Source organism: Cohnella sp. GbtcB17 (assembly GCF_019091135.1).
Classification (GTDB): domain Bacteria; phylum Bacillota; class Bacilli; order Paenibacillales; family Paenibacillaceae; genus Cohnella.
Genome location: NZ_JAGXJW010000012.1, coordinates 85,697 through 108,055 on the forward strand (window position 1 = coordinate 85,697; position 22,359 = coordinate 108,055).

At 55.0% G+C, this 22,359-nt stretch carries 3 protein-coding genes; all 3 read right to left on the bottom strand.

What is annotated here, in order from left to right:
• Positions 1–18 precede the first annotated feature (18 nt).
• Positions 19–8,754, bottom strand: coding sequence for a chitobiase/beta-hexosaminidase C-terminal domain-containing protein (locus KVT38_RS08745; RefSeq protein WP_217593316.1), 8,736 nt, complete (start codon positions 8,752–8,754; stop codon positions 19–21).
• 80 nt (positions 8,755–8,834) lie between these two features.
• Positions 8,835–16,352: an S-layer homology domain-containing protein gene (locus KVT38_RS08750; RefSeq protein WP_217593317.1), complete on the bottom strand. Its 7,518-nt coding sequence runs from the start codon at positions 16,350–16,352 to the stop codon at positions 8,835–8,837.
• Between the two features lie 135 nt (positions 16,353–16,487).
• Positions 16,488–22,121, bottom strand: coding sequence for an ICP22 family protein (locus KVT38_RS08755; RefSeq protein WP_217593318.1), 5,634 nt, complete (start codon positions 22,119–22,121; stop codon positions 16,488–16,490).
• Positions 22,122–22,359: the final 238 nt, after the last annotated feature.

Below are 22,359 nucleotides of genomic sequence, written 5' to 3' on the forward strand. Positions count from 1 at the left end.
CTAGCCGTGCCTAATTCGTTATTGAACGACGGACATAATATCTTTGTAAGCCCAGTGAGTGACAGGCAAGTCCTTAAACTTGGCGGTGCTCATGTTGGATTTCTTCGTGCCGACGATACGATTAATCAACACGACTGCTTCGGCACGAGTAATGGAGCTGTCCGGCTTGAAGGTACCGTTCGGGAAGCCTTTCACGTAACCTGCCTTGCTCAGCGCATTCACGTACTTTTCCGCCCAATGGCCTTTCAGATCGGACTGTTTGGTTACGCCAGTATCCTTAATGTCCAGGTTCAGTACGCGCGTCATGATGACCGAAAACTCCGCCCGCGTCAATCCGCGTTCGCCGCCGAAGCCGCCGTTCGGATAACCTTCAAGTATGCCTGCCGAAGCGAAGAACGCGGCAAGCTTCTCATCCTCCGCCTTCACATCGTTGAAGGAGGCTGCCACATCGACGTCTTCCATGTCCAGCAACGGCGCCAATGCCTCGATCAACTCATACCGGGTGATGGCAACGCTAGGCTTGAACAGATCGTTGGAATACGGCGCGATATACTTGATCGAATCGGCGTCCGATTTCAGATTGTACTTCGCATTTTCCACGACGTACTCGATCGTGACTACGCGATCGTCCTTGTCGGTGATCGCCTTAATGGTCATGTTTTTCGTCACGACGAACTCGCCTTTGAAGATCGGGCTATCCTTGGTCGGCGTGCTTCCGTCGGTCGTGTAGTAGATGATTTGCCCTTCGGGAGCCGACAGCTTCAGCTTGCTGTTGCGCGCTACCGTGACAGGAGCGGTAGCGGTCCCGTCTACGCTTGCTTTGCCGGCTGTGGCAACGATAGAAGGCTTAGGTGTCGGTGCCGGTCCTCCCGGTCCCATGCTAACCGGCTCTACCTTTTTCCACACACCCATCAATTCCGGACTATTCTCTTTGCCCTGAACAATGGTAATGGCCCGAATCGTAGTCGTGGCGGTCAGCGTGATCGGCTCTCCGTACAGCTTGGAGCTGCCCGAAGGCTGGCTGCCGTCTACCGTGTAGTAAATTTTGCCGCCTGCCTCTGCGGTTTTCAGCTTCACGACGACCTTATCCGTAAACTCGTTATTCTCGCTTTCCGCTTCCGGCTTGCTTGCGTTTTCCGAAAATAGTAGCGCGACACGGTTAACGGTTACCTCTCTGCTCTTTCCTTCCAAAGACGCCTTCAGAACGACAATGCCATTCGTTTTCAGCGTCCCGGAGTAGGTTTCAGCGCCCTGCTGAAGCGTGACTTGAGCGGCATCCGCACTCCATGTCACTGGGCCGCCGGACAAACGGATGGCCGATGCGATCGAATTGACGCTCTGGTTGTCGTCGATCACGATCGCAGCTGCGCTCAGCGAGGAATCCACCGAACCGCCGAACGCTGCGAGCTCCGGATAGAAATTCGGATTCGCGGTCCACACAGAGGGATCGAATCCTTCCGGTAAGGTGCCCTTCGTCAACTCGGCGCCCGTCTTGCCCAAAGCTTTGATTGAAGTGCCGGGCACAAGCTTGCCGTTTTCTTCATAGTAGGCGATATTGCTTTTCAGCATTTGCTTGTTGAAAACCGACCCATCAATGGTGGCGGCGTTGGCCTTAAGTCCCGCGATGCCGCCAAAGAATGCTTTTCCGTTGACGATCCGTCCGTCCATCTCAGCCACAATCTCACCAGTGTTGACCGTATGAGCGATGCTGCCGTCGGCTGCATATCCGACGACACCGCCCGCCCGGGACCCGGTAGAGCCTTTGGCGTGAACATAACCGGCGGAATAGCTGTCTTCGACCTTGCCGCGGTTGATGCCGGCGATGCCGCCGGCGGTAGCCAACTCGGCGTCGACTTGCACATCCGCGTAGGAGAAGGACTTAGTGATAATGCCCGTTGCCAGGTTGTCGCCTGCGATGCCGCCTGCGATACTCTTGGAGACAATGACGCCTGCAGAAGTTGATTGGTCTAGCGTGCCTTCGTTCGTACCCACGACTCCGCCTGCTTGGTTTACGCCATCGATTTTATTGACGTCGGCAGCGACATCGAATATTTTGCCTTTATTAATACCGGCTGCTCCGCCTGCGTTCTCTGCCGCTGTCACGAAACCTTGAACTTGGACGCCGGAGATCATGCCGTCGGTCCCGTTCGTGCCGGCTGCGATGCCCGCGTTTTTACCACCTGCGATAACCGCATTTTCGAACACGATATTCGCAATGACGCCTTCATTCGTGTTAACGAAGCCTGTATTGTCGGCTTGAGATTTAACATTGAGCCCGATAATGCGATGTCCCTGGCCATCGATGACATCGGTTAGCCGTTGGAAAGGAACCCAGTATTGACCATCCATTTGAATATCGGAGCCGAGCAATACCTTATCCAGCTTCGGTTTTTCAGTCGCAGCTCTGTCGAACAGTCGATAATACGAGAGCCCCGTATCGTTGTAAAGGAATGCGGCTCCTTTTAACTGTTCGGCAGTCTCAACCGTAATTTCCCCGTCTGCATAACCTGTGAAGAACGTTGCGTCCAGATCATTATTCCATCTGTCGTCCTTCGCAGGTTGGTAGGCGGCTACGGCTAAGGCATCCGCGCTTAAGCCGGCATTGTGTCCTACCGGCACAATCGTTCCTGTATAAGTGGAGCTCTTCACACTGCCGTCTCTAAAGTTGTAGCCCACCAATGCGCCCTTAAAGACATTCGCGCCTGTGATATTAACCTCGATAGCAGGCACGTTCGCATACACGCCGGTTAAAATTCCGTCGTTGTATCCGGCGAATCCACCAGTATACGAGCGTGTCGATCCTTTAACACCGGAGGCAGACACAACAGACTGGATAGCGTATGATTTTTCGATTTTACCATCGCGCTCGACGTTGGCTGCGAAGCCTCCCGTCCGTGTATCCATGCCCGTGTTGGTCACGGTGCCGGAAGCATATGCGTCCGTAATCGTGTAATGATTGACGGATCCCGCGAATCCGCCTGCGTAAGCTCCTAGCTTGCCGTTTACTTTTACATTGCCGGACGCGTAGGAATTCGCAATCGAACCGGACAACGCTTCGCTATCGCCAAGCAAACCTGCGAACCCGCCTGCGAATATCGTGTTGTCCTGGTTGTCGTCTGTGACTTCTACAGGGATATCCGCATAAGCGTGAATGATCTTGACATGATCGCCTGCCCCGATGAAGCCCCCTGCGCGGGTAGACGGCACGGATTGGCCGACGGTCAGCGCAGAACCGACCACGATTTTCTTTCCGGATCCGGCAATTGCGTTGCTGTAGTGGACTTCGCCGTTTTCCGCCTTGCCGATCAAACCGCCGATATTATACTCCAGGCTGGTATCGGCCACGATTCCGCTTACGGCTTCGGCCTGGACAATGATCCCGCTGCTATAGCCCGCAATCCCGCCAGCAGAAGCCTTGTTGCCGGCGTGGATATCAATATCGGCTGCCGAAGAAGATTCATAGATCGATGCGTTCGCGTTTTGTCCGACAATCCCGCCTACCCAGAGATCGCCGCGGTTCGAAGTCCCCTTTGCAGAGAGCTTACCCGTCTGCAGCTTGGCTTCATAGATCCCTTTGTAGAGCGGGTAAGCCTTGCCGAAGTCAAGACCGAGGTTCAGGTTCGTTGCTTGCATCGCACCGGCAATCCCGCCGACCGAGCCCGTCCCGCCGGCAATTGTCGCCTGAATATCGGACACCGCTTCGACTGCGTACAAAATGCTGTCGTCGCCTCTGCCAACGATGCTGCCTGCCTCGACGTCTTCGGCTGATGCCGAGATGACGGCCGTTGTCGATGCATTTTGAACGGCGACATTTTTTAAGTATCCCGCGACGCCGCCAATGACGTTATCCAGGCTTCCGCCCGATGACGACAGGCCGACCTGCTGGACTTTCACGTTCTCGATGTCGAATGCAGCTTGGCCGGCCCCTTCTGCCTTACCGACGATGCCGCCGATCGTACCGTTGCCCGTTAATTGGTTTCCGGTTCCGGCCCCTTTAGCCTCGGCATTTTTGATCTTGACGCCTGCCTTGGATTCGCCGATGATGCCTCCCAAGATAGAGTCCGCGCCCTGCGTATGCATCGACCCGCCATCGAAATCTAATGCCAGGCCTTCCGCTGTGCCCGACTCCATGCGTCCGATAAGGCCGCCAACCGTGCTATCGCTTCCTGTAGCGAAAATGCGGAAATTTGAAGAAATCCGCGACCGGAACCCGCTAACGTTGCCGCTTTGCTTGCCGACGAGACCGCCGACGGTTGCATGTTCCGTTGCGCTGCCGATGCTGCCTTCCTCGCCGTTAAAGACCAGAATATCTTCAACCTTTAACTCGGTTGCGTTGTCTCCAATGAGGCCACCGACGATGCCGTTGTTGCCTGCAACCTCAATTCGGCCAGCTTCGCTCACTGTTACCTGAAGACCGCTTACTTTACCGGTATTTTGGCCTACAATGCCGCCTATCGTGTTGCCGCTCACTGTAGCGCCGTTGGAAAGCGTGAGCTTGACGTTCGACAGTTTGCCGGCATTCATGCCGGCTACCGAACCTGTAAAGCCGTCGCCGACGACGGACTCGGGTTCCAGGTTGATGTTGCTCACCTGGGCTTGCTCGCCGATGACGCCGAACAATCCGGAATTGGCGTATGCAGGAACAACCGTGAGACCGTCGATCAGGAAGTTGCCCCCGTCGAACGTACCCTGGAACGGATGCTCTGCTGCCGCGCCGATCGGTGCCCACTGCTTTGACTGAATATGAATCGGGTTAAGCACCGTAATCGTCCGCCCGGCGAAGTCGAAAGGTTCGACGCCTACCAGCGAACCATTGACGATCGCGGCCAGACCGGCCAACTCCGCTTCGGAAGTCAACTGGAACCGGATCGCGTCCTTATCGCGCATATACCAGTTGATGTTGGCGTTAACTTCTTCGCCGATATCACCGCCCGAATTGGCTTCCCGATTGACCTCGGGATACTTGTATACTGCGTTTAACGAACCGTACTTCCATGCACTGGAGAAATCCCAACCGGATAATCCCGGGAATACGGTACGATCTGCCAGCGTGGATGAAAGAATAGTGCTAAGACGCGCTTGCGCATTCAGGAAGCGATATTTGCCCTCCGCAAAATCGGGCAAATCCGTATTGATGTTTTTCGCTTCGTCTTTAATATAGTAGTTCTTGTACAAAAGTTCCCTGTCGACATTGTCGTATCTGCCGGCAAAACCGCCGGCATAAGCACCAGAACCGACCGTTACTTCTGCGGCCGAATAGCTGCTCGTAATCTTGCCGTTTACGATTCTTCCTACAAAGCCGCCGGCATAGGAATGGTCTTTGTTGGCTGTTACCGTTTTAGCCACGTACGTATTTTTGACGCTGCCACCCGTCAGCTCGCCGATCAAGCCGCCTGCGATAGTGTAGCTGCCGTCTGCGGTCACTTTAGAAGCCGAATAGGATTGCTCCACCGCGCCGGCGCTATTGCGCCCGATTAATCCGCCCAAGAACACGGATTGAGCGGAGGTTCCATAAGCTTTTCCGTTGATATCGATATCGACATAGGAGCTTTTAACGGCGCCTGCGTTTTCGCCGACCAAGCCGCCTGCGAGCGTACCTTCGCCTTCGATCGTCAGGTTCGCGTTGGAATACGTGTAATACAACGTTCCTGAGGCCGAATTGCGTCCTGCAAGGCCTCCGACGATGGCATTGTTGCCTTTCGTAGATACGTTGATTTTATCCGTAATGCTGTTGTTGGCGATCAGGCTGCGATTTTCTCCGACCATGCCGCCCGTTAGCGACGTTGCGGATACCACGTTAATGGTACCGAGCGCCCTACTGTTCTGGATGGTGCTGATCGCGGATCCCGGATTAGCCGCGGGATCGCCTGACTGGGCGTCATTGACGCCGACGATGCCGCCGCTCGTAGAAGAAGTCGCGGACGCATTCACTTTAAGACTGAGACCGGACAGATAATCGGTCGTAATGACGCCTGTAGCGGATCCCAGATTGTAGCCGACCATGCCGCCTACAACGGAGCGCTTGCCGTTCACATTCAAGTTTACGGTTTTACCGACGAGCTTCTCGACCCTCGTTCTGCTGCTGCTGCCTACAAAACCGCCGATGACGGCGTCATCCGTAGCCGTGGACGTGGATACGATCATGTTCGTCAGGTTAACGGCCGTCGTGTCGCCTCGAATAGAACTGTCGGCAATGGTTCCCGCAAGACCGCCGACAGTCGCTTTAGTTGCCTGCACCGACAAGCTGACGAAGTCCGGCGTATCTGCCGTCGCAATCGGATTCACGATATCCGTGGCTGCCGCGGCACCGACAATTCCCCCGCCGATAGACTCAGTGCCCTTAAGCGTGATCAGAACGAGATCCCCCTGCTGCTTAAGTACGGGATTTACGAAACTGGCGCGCTGGTTCGCTTCCGTATTGCCTGCCGCACGCCCGGCAATACCGCCAGCCGCTGCTTTGGCGCCATTCGAGTCGATAACGACATTCTGCGCCACGGCATCCGTAAAGAAGCCTGTATTGAAGCCTACGACGCCGCCGACATCGCTGTTCGCCCCGCCGGACGTTAAAACGATCGTCGAAACACTTGACGAAGATACTGCTCCGCCGTTTTCGCCGAATAAACCGCCGACGCGACTGCCGTCAGCTTTCGCCTCAAAGTTGATTCGAGTCGCCGCTAAGCTGGTTGCTGTGCCTGCGTGTATGCCGACGGCACCGCCTGCACGGATATTGTTGGCCTCGAATGTAATTTTCAAATCCTTGACCTCAATGGTCGAATCCGTGTCCCCTAGGTGAGCCTCAGAAGTAAGCTTGCCTGCAACACCGCCATAGGTATATCCGCTTTTTCCGGATTCGGTGATCAAGTTTACCCGGGTGACGACGGCATCGCTTATCCGGAGCGCCTGCTCGTTTAGGCCGACTACGCCGCCTGCGGTAATATTGTCTTGGCCTTCTTCAGGAGAAGTAACGTTTGCTCCCATCACGACGCTCTCATAGTTCGCAGCATCGGCCGCACCCACCGCGGAATGAAGAACCTCGCCTTGTGCATCGCCTGCTACACCGCCGATAACGCCGCCCGCGTTCAACGTATTTAACTTGATATATCGAACGGTGGCGCCGTCAATCGTCCCGGTCAAATAACCGGCTATGCCGCCTATCGTGCCGTTCGACGTTATCTCGGCTAACGTGCCGGCTGTATTGCCGGCGAGCGCGCCGGTAATGCGACTGCCTTCCGCGCGGCCAACGATGCCTCCCGTAAATACAGGACCGGAACCGACGACTTCAATCCGTCCTGTAAAGGTTGCATTGCCGATCAATCCATTCTTGTCCAAGCCGGCAAAGCCGCCCGTATAGACGCCAGTTCCACCAGTAACTTGGATGACGGCGCTTTGCTCGTTGCCCCGGGTCGTCATGTCCTTCGACACAAGACCGGCTCCGGCATAGCCGATAATGCCGCCAGTGTATACATCGTTCGCATTGCCGGTCACGGTAAGAGCAACCGTATTCTTAACGGAGCTTTCGAAGGTAACGGTCCCGTCCGCCTTGCCGATGAGACCGCCCGTGAATACATGCTCAGAGCCGCTTGCCGTGACTGGCACGACATTGCTGTAGGCTTTAGTCCATTGAAGGTTGCTTCCTACATAGCCGGCGATCGCTCCCGTATGCACGTTGCTTCCGCCGTTATTTTTCACTTCGCCCGTGATGCTAAACATTGCTTGCGAAACGTTGGCATTTCCGATCGCTCCTGCCAAGCCGCCAACGTAGCTGCCGGTTGCTTGAGGCGCTTCTACGACCACATTGCCTGAATTAGTGGCGACGTCCGTTGCTAAAAGGTCGCCTTCTCCCTTGCCGAGGAGCCCGCCCGCGTAGACTGAAGTTCCACCGGTAACGGTGACGTTGGCCGTATTGACGACTGGCATATTAACGTCACCCAGATTGATCCGACCAAGCGCGTAACCCGCAACGCCGCCTGCAAAGGCACTGTCGCCGGAACCTGCGTCGATTGTAACCATCCCGCTGTTGGAGACCTTGCTCAGTGCCAGTCCTGCAGCGTCGCCGTATCCGACGATACCGCCTGCATGGACCGTACCGTTGCCTTGGATCGAACCATCATTCACTGAGTTGGCAATGGAGCCTTCCCCCATGCCTACAATACCGCCTACATAAGATTTGTACGGAGCGGCATCCGTATCAATGCTGATATGGTTCGTCACGTTAAAGACTATGCTATAGCCCGACATTTTGCCTACCGCAGCGCCTGCGAACACGTCGTAGGTCGCGCTGCTGACGCTCAGTTGTCCGTCCGCCGCAAACGTAAATCCGCCGACGGAACCGCCTATCATATTGCCGACCAAACCTTGATAGGAAAGGTTGGAGGGAATCTTCATTCCCTGAACCGTTACTTTCTTGCCATCCAACGTGATCAATGTTCCCTTGAATGGCTTTTCCCCGGTACCGATCGGTACCCAAAGGTAATCGGCCATGGCCAGGACATCTGGAGTTACCTCTAGAATTTTTCCGGTAAATCCATTGATTGTACCGTCTGAATCCTCGTTAACGAGCTTAGCTACGCCTGCGAGTTGCGCAACGTTATTGATCTTGTATGTCGTATAGGTAGGATCGTACCAAGTCGTATCCGCCACGGAAGACCACGTCTGACCATCCGCCTTGACGCGCAATTCTCCTGCCAACACCGCAGCCAGCACGATAAATAGCGCAATCGCGGAACCGATGATGGCTCTACGTTTCAATGCCATGATGCACCGCCTTTAAAATATGATGAAAAGAACAACAGGCGAACCCACACGAACGTCAGACGCTCGTGTGGGCCAACCCTTTAATCTTGACTAACGATAAATTGGTCGAGCCTGTTGGCAATCGCGGCGGCTTGCGCCCGGGTCAGCGCGTCCGCAGGATTGATGCGGTTGTTTTCGCCGAGGATAATGCCGTATTTTACGCTCATCGCGACAGATTTCTTCGCCCATTCGGGGATTCGATCCTTGTCGGAGAAAACACTGAGAATAGCAGCTATATCCGCTTCGCTTAATTCTTCTGCCGCACCGGTCGCCAGGAGCAACCGGCCCGCCATCGTCATAGCCTCCACGCGTGACAACGTCGCTTGAGGCGCATAGTTGTTGCCGCTCTGACCGTTAACGATGCCAAGGGATGCAGCGATAGAGACGCTGCGATCATACCAGGCTCCGGCTTTCACATCATCGAATCCTACCGCGCTTGCGTTTCCGTTCATCAATCCGGCTACGCGGAGCAAAATCGTCGGATATTCGGCCCTCGTCACTTTGTCTTGCGGCGCGAATCGATCGGCCGAACGGCCCATGACGAATAGTTTAGCGGCGGCATCGGCGATGCTCTGCTTCGCCCATCCCTCATTCACGTCCACAAAATTCTTGTGATTGCTGACGAAGAATATGCTGCCCTCGCCAGTCAGATGCACGTTAATCTTGCCGCCATTGGCCTCCGTTTTCCATGGAACAGTCGTCCAGTTGCCGGCTGCGTCAAGGAGCACGACCGCAGTTACGTCGCCCGACTTCATCCCTGCTGGGATTGCGGTTTGAAGAGCAAGGGCCTTTTTCCAATTTGATGCCTTCAAGTTGATAGACAAATGCATGCCTTGTCCGGATCCGAGCATCGTAAAGCCTTGGGACTTGGAAATAGCGCCTATTTTATCGATATCCGTATTACTGTTGGAACCGAGCTTCACAACCAACTCGTCTGTCATGCCAGTCAGTTGTTCCGACGTCAGGACGAGACGGCCCGCTGGCAGCGCGATAATAATATTTTTCTTAGCGGCGACGACCTTCTGCACGATGCCCGCAGCGACGCGGATATCAACCTCTTGAACCGTCGCATCCTCGAAATTAATAGAAAGATCGCTGTCGACTGCAGAAATGTCGTTGTCCGTCAAGCGGATGACGGCTGTGCTGCCTTCCCATTCCGCTTCAATGCTTTGACCGTTTACCTTGACCACAGGCTTCTCAGCGGTCGGGCCACCACCGCCCCCTCCGCTGAACGAGTTCACCCAAATGGAAGGTCTTACTTGAACAGCGGCCATAGCCAATTTGGTTAATGACGTACGCTTCACCACAACGATCGTGTCGCCGCTTCTAGCAGGTACGACACCGTCAGCCGGCAGAATCGTCCAAGCGGTCACGTCTTCTTTAAATGCCGGTAGAACCGCGGCCGATGGATACACTTTATATGCCAGTTGTTGACCTGTCATATCTCCACTCGACGTCACGGTAATCCGGGTATTCGCCGTATCTCCTGGAATCGGTGCCGTCAAGGCGCTAAGGCTTTCAAGCGCGGTCGGTTCTGGCACTTCTACCCGGGCGATCGCCATGCCTTGCAGAGACGCATCGTCCGATATCCGGTAACTCGCTTCGATCAAGCTCGAGCCCGTCGCAACTGCTAACGCTTGACCATCTGCAGTGAGATCGACCGCGTCTCCCATGACGACATTGTAGTTGAGTCGAGCAAGCTCTGCGCCCTCCACCAGCTTTTCGGCGTACTGCATTTTGCCGTTCTCATCCTTGCCGTCCGCCACTTTAAGGTAAGCCTGGAACGACTGCTTATCCTTTAAGTTCATCTTCGGCAATGGCTTCAGGATCAACGCGACAGGAATCTCCAACCCGTCGTTGGTAATGTCGACTACGGCTTGGTTCTCGTTGCCTGCGCCGTCCGTCGCTACAAAACTCAGTGCGACGTTCGGGTCGCTGGAGGCTGCGACCGGGACGGACTGCTTAAACGTTCCGTCGTCCGCTACGCTGACTTTGGTGCCGTTAACCAACAGCTTCGAGCCTACCGTCGTCGTACCCGCCACTTCGATCGCTCCGCCTTCCGTCCGCTCGCCGGTCCTCGGCGAATCGATGTACAGGATCGGAGCAATCGTGTCCACCGTCAGATAAAGCATCGTGACGGAGACGTCCTTCGTCTTCGTATTCGTCGCGCGCAGTTCTATGGCATAGGTGCCGTCCGTCTGGAACTGCGTAAGATCCAGCTTGCCCCGACCGTCCGACAGCGTCGTTTTGCCGATCGAATTTTCGGCGTAGTACGCTTCGACCGTTACGTCTTTTTGGTCGGATACGATGCTGATGCTTTGTTTCGTTTTGTTCGTCAGCAATTCGTAAGATCCCTTGTTCGCTGCCAACTGTGCCGGCTCGCCGATCGTCAACCTCGGCAGAGCGGGAACAGGCAGCAGTTCAGTTAGGCTCTCCACGCGGTTAGCGTAGTGGTAATTCCCGCGCGGATCGTCGGCCGCGGTCGGCGTCGTCGTTGCACTAACGCCGATTCGGTATTCGTGTCCGACCTCCAGACCGACATACTCCACTTTTTCCGTAGGCTCGGAGCCGGTCAAACTTTCGGTATTAACTTTGTTGGACAACGTGGTCGCCGACCATCCACCGATCGGGATGCCTTCATAGCGTCCGCTGGATGCATTCCAATACGGTTTAAGCTCGTCCTCGGTAAACAGCATTTCGCCAAAGTTGGCGTATGGCGTCCACTTGCCGGCTTCTTCCCGCTTCGCATCCACGACATAGCTGTGCGCATAGGCCGCTTGTCCGGCCTTTTTGGCCGCAGGCTTGAAGGAAAGCGAGAACCAACCGTTGCCAGCGGGCTCGACCGATACGTCGCTGACCGCACCCGGCGCCAGCGGATCCACGATCTCGAATTTTTGCGCCGACGTTTTGGTTCCGAATGCGGCATCCGATTGAAGCTCGGCGCGCACATAATAGTTGCCTTGCTTGAGGAGCCCGCGGATATCTTCCACGTTGCCCAGCATCGAGACCTTCGTCACGTCGATCGTCGCGCTGCCGCTCGTGACGGAGCCGTTAAGCGATCCGTTGCTCGCAACGGGAATGTCCTTCGCGATCAGCACGCCAGGATCTCCGGTCTCCAATACTTCATTGCCGTCAATGGTCGTCTTTTCGTTCGATACGGCGTCGGTCGTCAGATACAGGCTGACCTTGTCATCCGCCTTCGCATTGGCGACCTTCCAGGAAGCGGTGAACTTGTTCGCGTTGGCGCCATCCTTGGCCAGGCTCACATCGTTCAGTTGCGGCGCCGTCGGCACATTCAGCAGCTTCGTTTCCACTGCAGACAATGCCGTCAACGTCCACTTGCCGCCCTTCTTCGCGACATCCGCCGGAATGATGACATAAGCTTTGCGTACGTCGACCTTGTCGATCGAAGCCTCAGCAGGAACGAATTGCGTAAAGGCGTTGGCCGTTGGGTCTGTATTCGTGTTGTCGAACTTGACCGGATACGGCTTGCCGCTCGCATCCTTCAGCGAAAATTCCGGCATCGTCTTCGAGGTGTACTCCATCTCGATGAGCGCGTTGCCCGTCACGCCGTCCATCGTAATCTCGTGCACGCGGCCGCCGTTTCTGACCGTGATGCCGCCTACGCCCACGTTCACCGAACCGTTCTCGAGATATTGAATGCCTTTTTCAACGTCGTGATAAGTGATGCCCTGCTGTTCCTTCTCGGTATCTACCCACGAGGTGGCCAGTGTCTCGACGCCTTGTCCGATGACCATCAGGCGCGGTCCAAGCTCCGGATCGTCGACCTTGAGATGGATCAGGCCGTCCGGCAACTGCTCGCTCGAGGTGCCGAATTCAATGCCGCCGCCCCAATAGTAAGTGATCCCCAAGGAGATGAACAGGATGCCGATGCTTCCCCATACTTTGTCGTTGTTAACGCCCAGGAACATGGAGGACAGCGGCATGCCGCCTACGACAGGCACGCTGCTTGGAATCTGTACCTTCGAGCCGATGTATCCTTCGAAGTCCGTTCTGTTCTTCTCCAGGTTCTGGCCGACGAATATGCCGGCTTTGCCGATGATGATATCCCATCCGCCGATGTCCATCGCGGCTTCGAGCCGCACGAACCACGGCGTTACCCACTGCGCTTCGATCAACGCCTTGGTCAGCATCGGCAGACGTTCGTCTTCGTCCGCATCTGGTTTGGTGGAGAAATCCATCTTGCCTTGGAGTTTGATCCCGGTACGCTTAAGCGTCAGGTCGATGTCCCCGAAAAAGTATGCGGGCGCGATGCCGAAGCGAATGCCGACGCCCGCTTGCACGACGAGCGGGAACGGATCCTTGCCTGTCCCGCCGGCGATCGTATCCGCCAATTCGCGAACAGCTCCGCGAATATCGGTGAGATAAGTAGCGCCAGTCAGCAAAATGCCGGGCTCGGGCAAGGAAGTGCCGAATGCAATAACGTCGGGCAAAATGCGTCCGTCCGCCACCCGCTTCAAAGCCAGCTCGATATTGACCTCGACGACGTCCTTCAGCTCGGCGTTGAATTTGATACCGTAGCTGTCAGCCTTGTCTTCCACCGGCTGCACATAATGCGTGATAGACAGCTCGCCGCTGTTCTTATCGTTTTTCTTGGGCCCGAACAAGCCCACATTCTGGCTCAAGTTGTATTTAAGCGCAGCGTCGATGCCGACGAAGCCCTTTTTGTTAAATACGACGTTTTGGATCTCCGCATCCAAAACCTTGAAGGAGACCATGCCCCCGAAAGAGATGCCGCCTTTGCGAAGAATATAATCGTTGAACGTCAGTCCGAACCCGCTGATCGAGAAGCTGGGCGCGGTAAAGAGCGAGCGCTTGTTAAAATAAATGTCTTCGATCATCACCTGACGAAGCGGGTTCAAGCGGTCTCCTACGTTGCCGAGCGCCCACTTCAAGCTGCCGTTCAGCGTGTTGTCTTCCGGATTATCCAGCGGATCCAGGTCCGTTTCTTTATCGACGAGCGATTTTTCAAAGCCGTTAAAGAAGTCGAGCGTCCATTCTCCTTTATGGAAGATGAACCCGCTGCTCGCTACGCTGAGCGTACCGTCGCCTTTGAGGAAGACGGTGTCCATGAACGGCATTTTATCTGTCTGCTTCTGGCCGAACACGTCCAGCTTTCCTCTAACGAAGGCAAGGTCTTTGCCCTTATATGCAACCGCATCGTTGATGATGGCAGGCTCCGTCTTGGTATCGACGATAATCTGCTGATCTGCGCCGGTGCCGACCTGCTTCACCATGCCTCTTACGGTAACGAGATTTTCCCGTTTAAAGCCCTTTTCTCCAATGAAGGCCGCCAGCTCCGCGTCGGAGTCGAACAGCTTGTAATTATAAAGCGGAACCTCTTCCAGCGATTTGGCGTCTAAAAATTTGTCGAGTTTAAATCTTGGTTCGACCGCTTTGCTGGCGGCGCCGACCAAGGTTTTGGTCTTTTTGTACTCGGTGACGGCATCGAACAGAAAAGCGCCGTCCTTGAACGGACGATTCGGATAAAGGCTGTTCAGTTGGTCAAGCAATGCCCCCTTGACGCTGCCGCCGTTCGCCAGTCCGCTTATATCGACCTTCTCTTTATAGAGCGCCAATATGCCCGCTTCCCGAATACGCGTCGCGCTGTTGTCCGTCACCAGAATCTTCTGTGTAGAAGTGATGTCATACAGCGCGGCCTGCTCTTCGTCTCCTCCGGCATCGCCTTTATAATCGATTTGAACCTGGTACTGGCCAAGCGGAAGCTCGGGGCCCCGGCCTGCTTCGATGACGTTGCCGCCGGCATCCACGAGGTCCCCGCCCCGGTACGTAATGCGCATGTCGCCCGTAGCGCCGTCGTCAGTCGGCTGCAGCAGGACCGACTCCTTGACCGGCACTTTGTACCGCTTGCCCGTCACGACTTCCTTGAGATACAGGTCGAAGTTAGGCGCAGTCGTCTCGTTGCCGGTGTTGTAGGCTTCGATATTGGACAGATTGACCGTCATATACTTGACGTCGGTGCTGTACAATTCCTTCGGCGCCAGTCCGTACACATAAGTCGGCGTGCCTTCGCCCACCGGAGGCAACAGAATGAATCCCGACTTGGACGAGGAGTACTGAGCCTTGATGCCGTCATCCTTCTCGCTAAGGAATTTCTCCTGCGTTTGCGGGCTGCTTACCGTCATCATATAAGCCTTCGTCGTCGGCCACGGCTTGCCTTTGGCTTTGACTTTGAACGTAGCCGTTATGGCGTCGCCCGGCTTGTACTTGGGCTGAATCCCTTGCTCCGCTTCCTCCGGCGTCGCCTTCTTTTTATAAGGCACCGATTGACTTCGCACATTCAGTGTCTTAGGTTTGCCGTCTGAATCCCTTACAATCTGTCCTGCATTGTCTATCTGTACAAAGTCTAGTCCGCTATCGAGCGTGAGCTGCACGTCGATGCGTTCATGCTCCATATTGTAGGCGGGCAGATTTTCGATCTCGGCGGTGATGTCGAACACCCCGCCGTCCACGTAGCCGCTGTTATCGTCGAGCGTAGCGAGCTGCTGGACGGGATCGAGATAACGGATCGAAAACACTTTGTCTTGCTCTACGATCTCGCCGAGACCGTACACCGTTTCAAAGCTTTGGAAGCCCTTGGGCGCAATCTGTTGCGGGTTCCAATAGAATGCGACCGCGGAGTCGGCGCTGCCGTAGTCGTTCGTGTCGCGCGTGAAGTCCAAGTTCGGATGAACCGTATAGTCCCATTTCGTATTGGCCATGCCGTTCCAGTGACCAACGATCATCTCGTCGACGATATTGATGTTCTGCTCGGCAAAGTTGTTGAAGCCGTAAGCGATGACATTTGTCGCGAGCGGATTGGTCAGGTCCTGCTTGTCCCGCATGACCCAGTATGCCGGCAGCTTGTAGAAGTTCACGTCTTCTTCCGGAATACCGATCGCAGCCGGATCATGCACGAGCTTGCGCTCAACCGTTAGCGGCGACTCGTAGGTCGTGCCGATCTGGAAGGCGGGGCCGTCGTTGCCGCCGACCATCGTATCCAACAGGATCCGGGTGCCGACCTGAACCTGGGCGCCGCTCTTGTTGTTGACTTCGTATCGGATGTTCACGTTGCCCGAGTTTATCTTATCCTTCGTGTCGGTGTAGAGCATCAAGATTTGCTTGATCTCCACGCCCTTGATGGACCAAGTCATCTCAAGTTGCTTGGTGCCGTTCGGATTCTGAACGATGACCGGTGCCGTCGTCGTCGAATAGAACTTGTCGTCGAACTTGTACTTGTTGCCATAGATATAGTCCGTGCCGTCGATTTTGAACGTCGTAAACGACGTCTCCGGATCGTCGCCGCGGAACGTCAGGTTGACGTCTTGATCGTTTTTGCGAATCGGTTGGCCTTCAAGCGTTCGAATGCCGTACCGTCCCGTCGCGTTGTCGACCGTCACTTTGATGAAGTCGTTCTGAATCGTCGTCGTATCCGTCTTGTTCAAAGCTTCGGCAAATGCGCGCAAGCTCTCGGAAGCCGATAAAAATATGAAGATGAACGAGAGCAATATCGCAATCGTCTTGTTAAAAATCTTCAATGCTCTTCCCCCTGTCCCAATTAAAAGCGGAAGCACGGGATATCCCGCGGATTCCCTCCGCGGGCTCCCTTGCAATCGCGCCTGGCCTCGCTCTTGTACGGCCGTGGCAAACTTGGCTTCTGACGGCGCCGACCGTTAGTTCACGCTTCCGACGAAGAACGTGCCGTACTCGCGATCCCGCTCCTGGGTGCGTACGATAATCGTATACCAGCCTGCTGTCGGGAATGTGATCTTGTACTGTCCGTTGATGAGCTGCTGATAGGTTACCTTTTGTGCGATCGACTTCAACTGGCCTTCGCGATAAAGACCCGGCTGATAGTAAATGTCGAATGTTCCGGCTTCATTGGTCTTGTCCTGCCCGCCTACGTTGACAAGGTTATAGCCGCTAACCTTAAACGTGATCGCGTTCGTATCGAACAGCGCCGTCTCGCCGGAGGTCGAAGAAATGAGGACATCGTTGCCGAAGATCAGAAGACCCCCGTCCTTCACGACGACGACGTCTTGCGTCGCGGTAGCCGTGTTGCCTACTTGATCCTTGGCCGTATACGTCACTTTCTGTTTGCCCAGCTTGCTCAGGTCGAGTCCGCTGATCTTGACGTCGATATCTGCTTCCTTGGACAGATTGTCGGACACGACGTAGCCGCCCAGATCCTTTGTCGGGTCGAAATCCTTTTTGTTTTTCACGATGCCGACAGCCGATTGCTTCAACGCAATAACCGGTGCGGTATTGTCCAGCCCGTCCACAGTCACCGGGATCTTGTTCGCATTGCCGAGCGCGTCCGAGATCGCGATCAGCGTCGAGCCGTTGCTCTCGAACGTGCGGGAATAAGTGAACTTGCCGTCCGCTCCGCTGATTTTGTTGGTGTAGACTCCATCCTCGCCAATTGGCTTGGTGCCGAAAAATACTTGATTTGGCGCGGTGGTCTTCCCTTCAATGGTCACTTTGACTTTGCCCTTGGCATACTTTTTGCCGCCGATTGTCGCAATCTGCTTCTCGTCGACCGGCTGTCCGTTTTCGTCTACGAATTCGTAGACGACCTTTTGAGTCTGCGGCGGCTCGGTCACGATATTGTCGACCTGCTCTTTGGCGACGGTCGTGTTTCCGTACTCGTCCTGGACGATAAAGGAAGCGACGCCGTTCTCCTGCATGGTGACGACGCTCTTCTCGCTGCGAACGAAAATGTTTCCGGCCGAATTGTCGGCCTTCTGTACTTCCAGCGTGACGCCCGTCGAGAAGAGTACATTACCGTTGGCGTCCTTCAAGGTGCCGAAAATCGAGCTGCCGTTATCGCCGTATTGATACGACCGAACAATTTTGACCTGTGGCGTTTGTTTGAAAATGTTATTCACCTTGGCCTCGGCCGTTCCGACGTTCCCGGCGGCGTCCTTGAATTCGAACGTGAAGGTGCCGTTTTCCGTAAAGGTGTACGAATTTTTGCCGCCGTTATTGGTAATGACGATCGGCTCGGATTCATCTCTCAGGAATGCGACAACGTTCTGATTCGTCAATGACGCATTCGAGAGCTCGACCGTGGCGAGCGGCGCTGTGCCGTCTACATTTTTTACGACCGCGTAGAGCGTGTCTTTATGATCCGGATTGTTCAAATCGTAAAGATCGAAGCTGTAAAATCCGTTTTCCGTCACATGGAAGGTGTTGCCTGTACGAACCGGGCTCGCCGGGTTGTTCTTGCCCAGCACAACCTTGATGCCGAGCGGCGCGTCTATGACAAGATCAACACCGTCCGCAGCGTTCACCGGCCCGGTTGAAGCCAGATTCGCCAATGCATAGACGGGTTGCTCGTCCAGTGATACGTCCTTGATATCCAGCTTCGCAGATTCGCTGATCTTGCCGCCTGGTGTCCGATACCGCACTTGAATCTGCAGCTCGTTCGGCGAGCCCGAAGGCACCGCTACCGATACGAAGTTCGTATACGGCCGCCATTTGATCCAGCTCGCGCCGTCGTCCGGCGAGATCGAATATTCGTAACCGGCCTTATCCTCGGCCTCCAGATCCAGCTTCACGATAGCCGTATAGCCGTCTTCCTCGTCCCCATACAGATAAATCAGGGAGGATGCTGGTGTTTCGGCCGGCGTGTCCGTATTCGAAGAGTTGGATACTTTGAATGTGCCTTCCGTTTGAGCCGTCGTGCTGTTTCCCGCCCCGTCGACCGCGCGAACGTATAGGCGGAACGCGGCGACTTCACCCGGAGCCAATTTTTTACCGTCAATGGATACGGGACCGTCTGCGGGAAGCGGCTGCCAGCCTTCGGCGCTCGCGTCGGGAGCCGGTGTCTCTTCTCCTTCAGCTTGCTTCACCCACAGATACTGGGAGACCAATCCTTTGGAGCTGTACTGCTCCGTGACGTTGACAGTTACGGACTGCGAGGCCAGCGGATACTCAACGCCGGTCTTGCTGAATGTAATTACAGGCGGCGTATGATCAAAGTAGTAGGCCTGCGTATAAAAGTAGGTTTTGCCTTCGAACTTCACCAGCATGTGCACGTATTGAGGGCCGCTACCCTGCAACGTGGAGGCCGGCACGAGGTAGCTCAGCGTCGGTTTGGCCGCTTGCGCATTCAGCAGCTGATCGTCCTTCGCCGCCTCTTCGCCTTCGGCCGATCCGCCCTCGGCGGAGCCTGCAGCCTCTTCTCCCGTTTGTCCCGCTTCTGCACCCTGTTCGCCGGTTGCACCTGCTTCCGGCTCCAATGCACTGACTAATCGATAGGAGTTCGCCAACTGAAGCAACGTCCAGTTGCCGGTACTGGCGACCAGCGCAGGTTCCGAATCGGCGCTATCGTTCGTGTCCGTGTTGCCGTTATCGGTTGCACCGTTGTCCGGCGTGCCATCGCCGGACGGCTGTTGCGGCGCGGAAGGCGCCTCCGTGACCGGCTCTTCCGCAGAGGCATCCGGTTCGGACGGCTGTTGCGGCTCTTGCGCATCCTCCGTCGATAAAGGCGCTTGGAGCTTCGCGGCTTCCGCGGACGGCGCAACGGCCGTATAAGCGTTCTCGTCCGCCGGATGGCTCGCGCTCGTACTGAATGCGTAACCGACGTAATCCGGCGTCACGCCGCCGATTCTGAAGACGACGTCATGGCTTTGCTCGTAGTTCGGGTTCGGCTGCGGCAAGAACTGGGCCGGTACCGTCTCCTGCGTGTTAATCACGACCGGTTCGCTTTGCGGCGTTGCGATGACTTCGTTGCCCGCGTTATCCGTCGCTTTAAGGTAAAGCCAGTATTTTCCGTCCTCGGACAGATCTTCGTAAGTGACCTGCGATACGCTTGTGCCCGTCAGCGCTGCAGGCTTCCACTCGATCGCTTGCGGCTGCGAGCCGTCGAGCACCCATTGATAGTCAACAGTCTTCACGCCGCTGTCGTCATCCTGAACGATCGCTTTTACCAGACTCGAATCCGCCGAGTTCAATTGAATGTCGGGCGCCTTGTTGTCGAGCGCCAGCACGCCTACCGCATGCACCCAGTTCGAATCGTTGTGCTTAAAGTCGTCCAGGCTCCACACGCTCGTATCGCCGTATTGACCTACAGCTGCTAGCGCCTTATTGTCCGCGTAGAAGGTTTTATCCGCCTCTGAGCCGGGAGCTTCCGCTTTCCAGGCTGCATACTGATCCTCGTGAAGACGGACGTATTCCTTCATTTTGTCGTATTGCATCAGCTCGCGCGCCGAATCCCATGTCATATCGGCGGTCCATACATGCAGGTACCATTTGCCGCCGGTACCCGCCTGCAAGGCTTCGGGCGGAGGCGCGAGCAGGTTCGTCTTGTTGTTGACGACCTTCAATTGCACGTTTTCGTACTTGCCGGGGTACAGATCCTCCGAAGGCTGCTTGGCAGACAACGCGTAACGTTTGAGTGCCGCATAATTATCCGTTGCCGCGTCCTTGAATGGGTCTTCGCTGCTCTTGCTCCAGAAGTAGTAGGCCAAGCCTACCGAAGGAGAAGCCTCCCCGGTCATATTGGATGGCCGGTAGATCCCCTTGCTCGGTTTTTCTTTGCCAACTTCCGCCGACAATGGATCAAATTCCGGAATTTTGATAGATGGATCGTTCGCATCGATCGTTACTTTGCCTGTCTTTTTGTATACCTGATCGGTCGCTCCGTCATTTTCATAGCGGAAACTGATAATCGGCTGCGTATTGTCGATAGACAGGTTTGCCCAGTCGATCTTGGAGTTGACGAGCGATTCGTTGCCGTCTACATGTATCCCATCGTAGTCCGCCGGCTGGATAAGCAGGTTGCCTGCGTAGTCCGAGATGACTTCCTTATCGGTTTTGCCGTCTTTATTCTCGCTAGTTAAGGCAATAACCTTCAGCAACGGAGTTTCCATGGCTTTACCGTCCAAGATCTCGGCGCGGAAAGTCCAGTTTTTCGTATTGACGCCTTTTACATACTTGGCTTTTAATCCGTTATTGAAGTAAAGGTAGGTATTCGAAATATCCCATCCATTCGGTTGTACTCGCTTGATGATCGCTTCCTCGGTCATCTGCACCGTGAAGTCAACGACGTCGCCTTTATTTAACGTCACCCCGGTCAATATTTCGGGTTGAATCCCGTTGCCGCTTTTCGTGTACTTCGGACGCACGGCGTCCACGATGACTCTGAAGCCCCCGTTTTTGTAATCGAACGGATTTACGTTTTTGCCTTGCAGGTATGGGTCGCTGCTTGAGCTGGCCTTGTTAGGCAGGACGATTTTGGCAACGTTGCCGGCCGCATCGGCGAACACGGCTTCGTCCAGCTTCTCTTCCATCGTTTGTTCCATTGGCAGCGCGCCGCCGGATCCTCCTGTCATCAGAGGCTCAAGCGGGAGATTGCCGCTCTCGTGATAACGTACGCCGGTATACCGGAAAGATAGCTTGTCATGGTAGGTCGACAAGTTATCCTTGCTGTAAGTAATATTTTCGAGGTACTGTCTCTGACCTGCTGCGGGCAAACCTGTGCCCGGCGGATTCACAAATAGGGGATGGCGCAGAAAATGCGCATAGTAGGCGGTGTTCAGTCCCGTCGGTTTGACTGGCTCGCTGAAATTGTAGGTCATTGTAATATTTTCGTTTTCTTTTACGTACAGCTCTTTCTGGTTGATCGTTTCATTATCGCGCTGCGCGCCGTCTCCGGTAAATGTATAATCGGAGAGGACGGGGCGCTGCTTGTCCTGAAACTTGATATACATGCCGCGCACACCGGCGGCTTCGCCGTCGTCGTCCCCTTCGCCGTATACATAGATGTCGATTACGGAGTTCGGATTGATGACGGCCGAAGCACTCTTGTTGTACACGTTCCCGCCGGAAGTATGCGCGGACAGCACAACGTGACCGTCCACCTTGAATTCGATATCCGATACGCGGGTCCACAGGAAGCCGCTGTGGTATCTGAGCACTGCGAATCCAAGCAATACCTCGGCATGCCCGCTAAGCGCCAAATCACGGAGCGTAGGATTGTCGGCCACCCTGATCTGGAATCGAACGCTGGCTTCGTTGTCGTCGACGCCGGCGAAAACATCGCCGGCTGCCCAGTCGTACCGAGCGTCTTTGTCGGTCTCGGTCTGCCTGAAGCCGGCCGTTTGATTGTTATAAAAGTTCAAGAAGGCATTGTCCGCATTGTACGACAAATTACCGATCGTCGTTCCTGCTCCGAATTTGACTTCCATGTCCTGACCGGCTGCTTGGGCTTCGTGTGCCAGTTGACGCGGCACCAAAGAAACCAGTAAAGAAAAAACGAGTGCGACGATCGTATACTTGCGAATCCTCACCCTGTTAAGCAATTTTCTTCCTCCCCGGAATGATTACTTTATCTATGATGTCAAATCTGAAAATCCACTTTTCCCCTTACTTTCCTCCTCGAAGATAGATTGGTCGGGGTAAGTCTATCAAATTTTTCTAAACATACTCTTAACAAATCGACAAATAAAGCCAGCTTTCTTACATTTCTCTAAGAATTCTCGCTTGGTAATTATTTCATCAAAAAAAACGCTAATGGGAAGGAAAGTCCTTCTCATTAGC

Coding starts and splice junctions, on each gene's coding strand:
- KVT38_RS08745 (WP_217593316.1), bottom strand. CDS start 8,754: ATGGCATTGAAACGTAGAGCCATCATCGGTTCCGCGATTGCGCTATTT.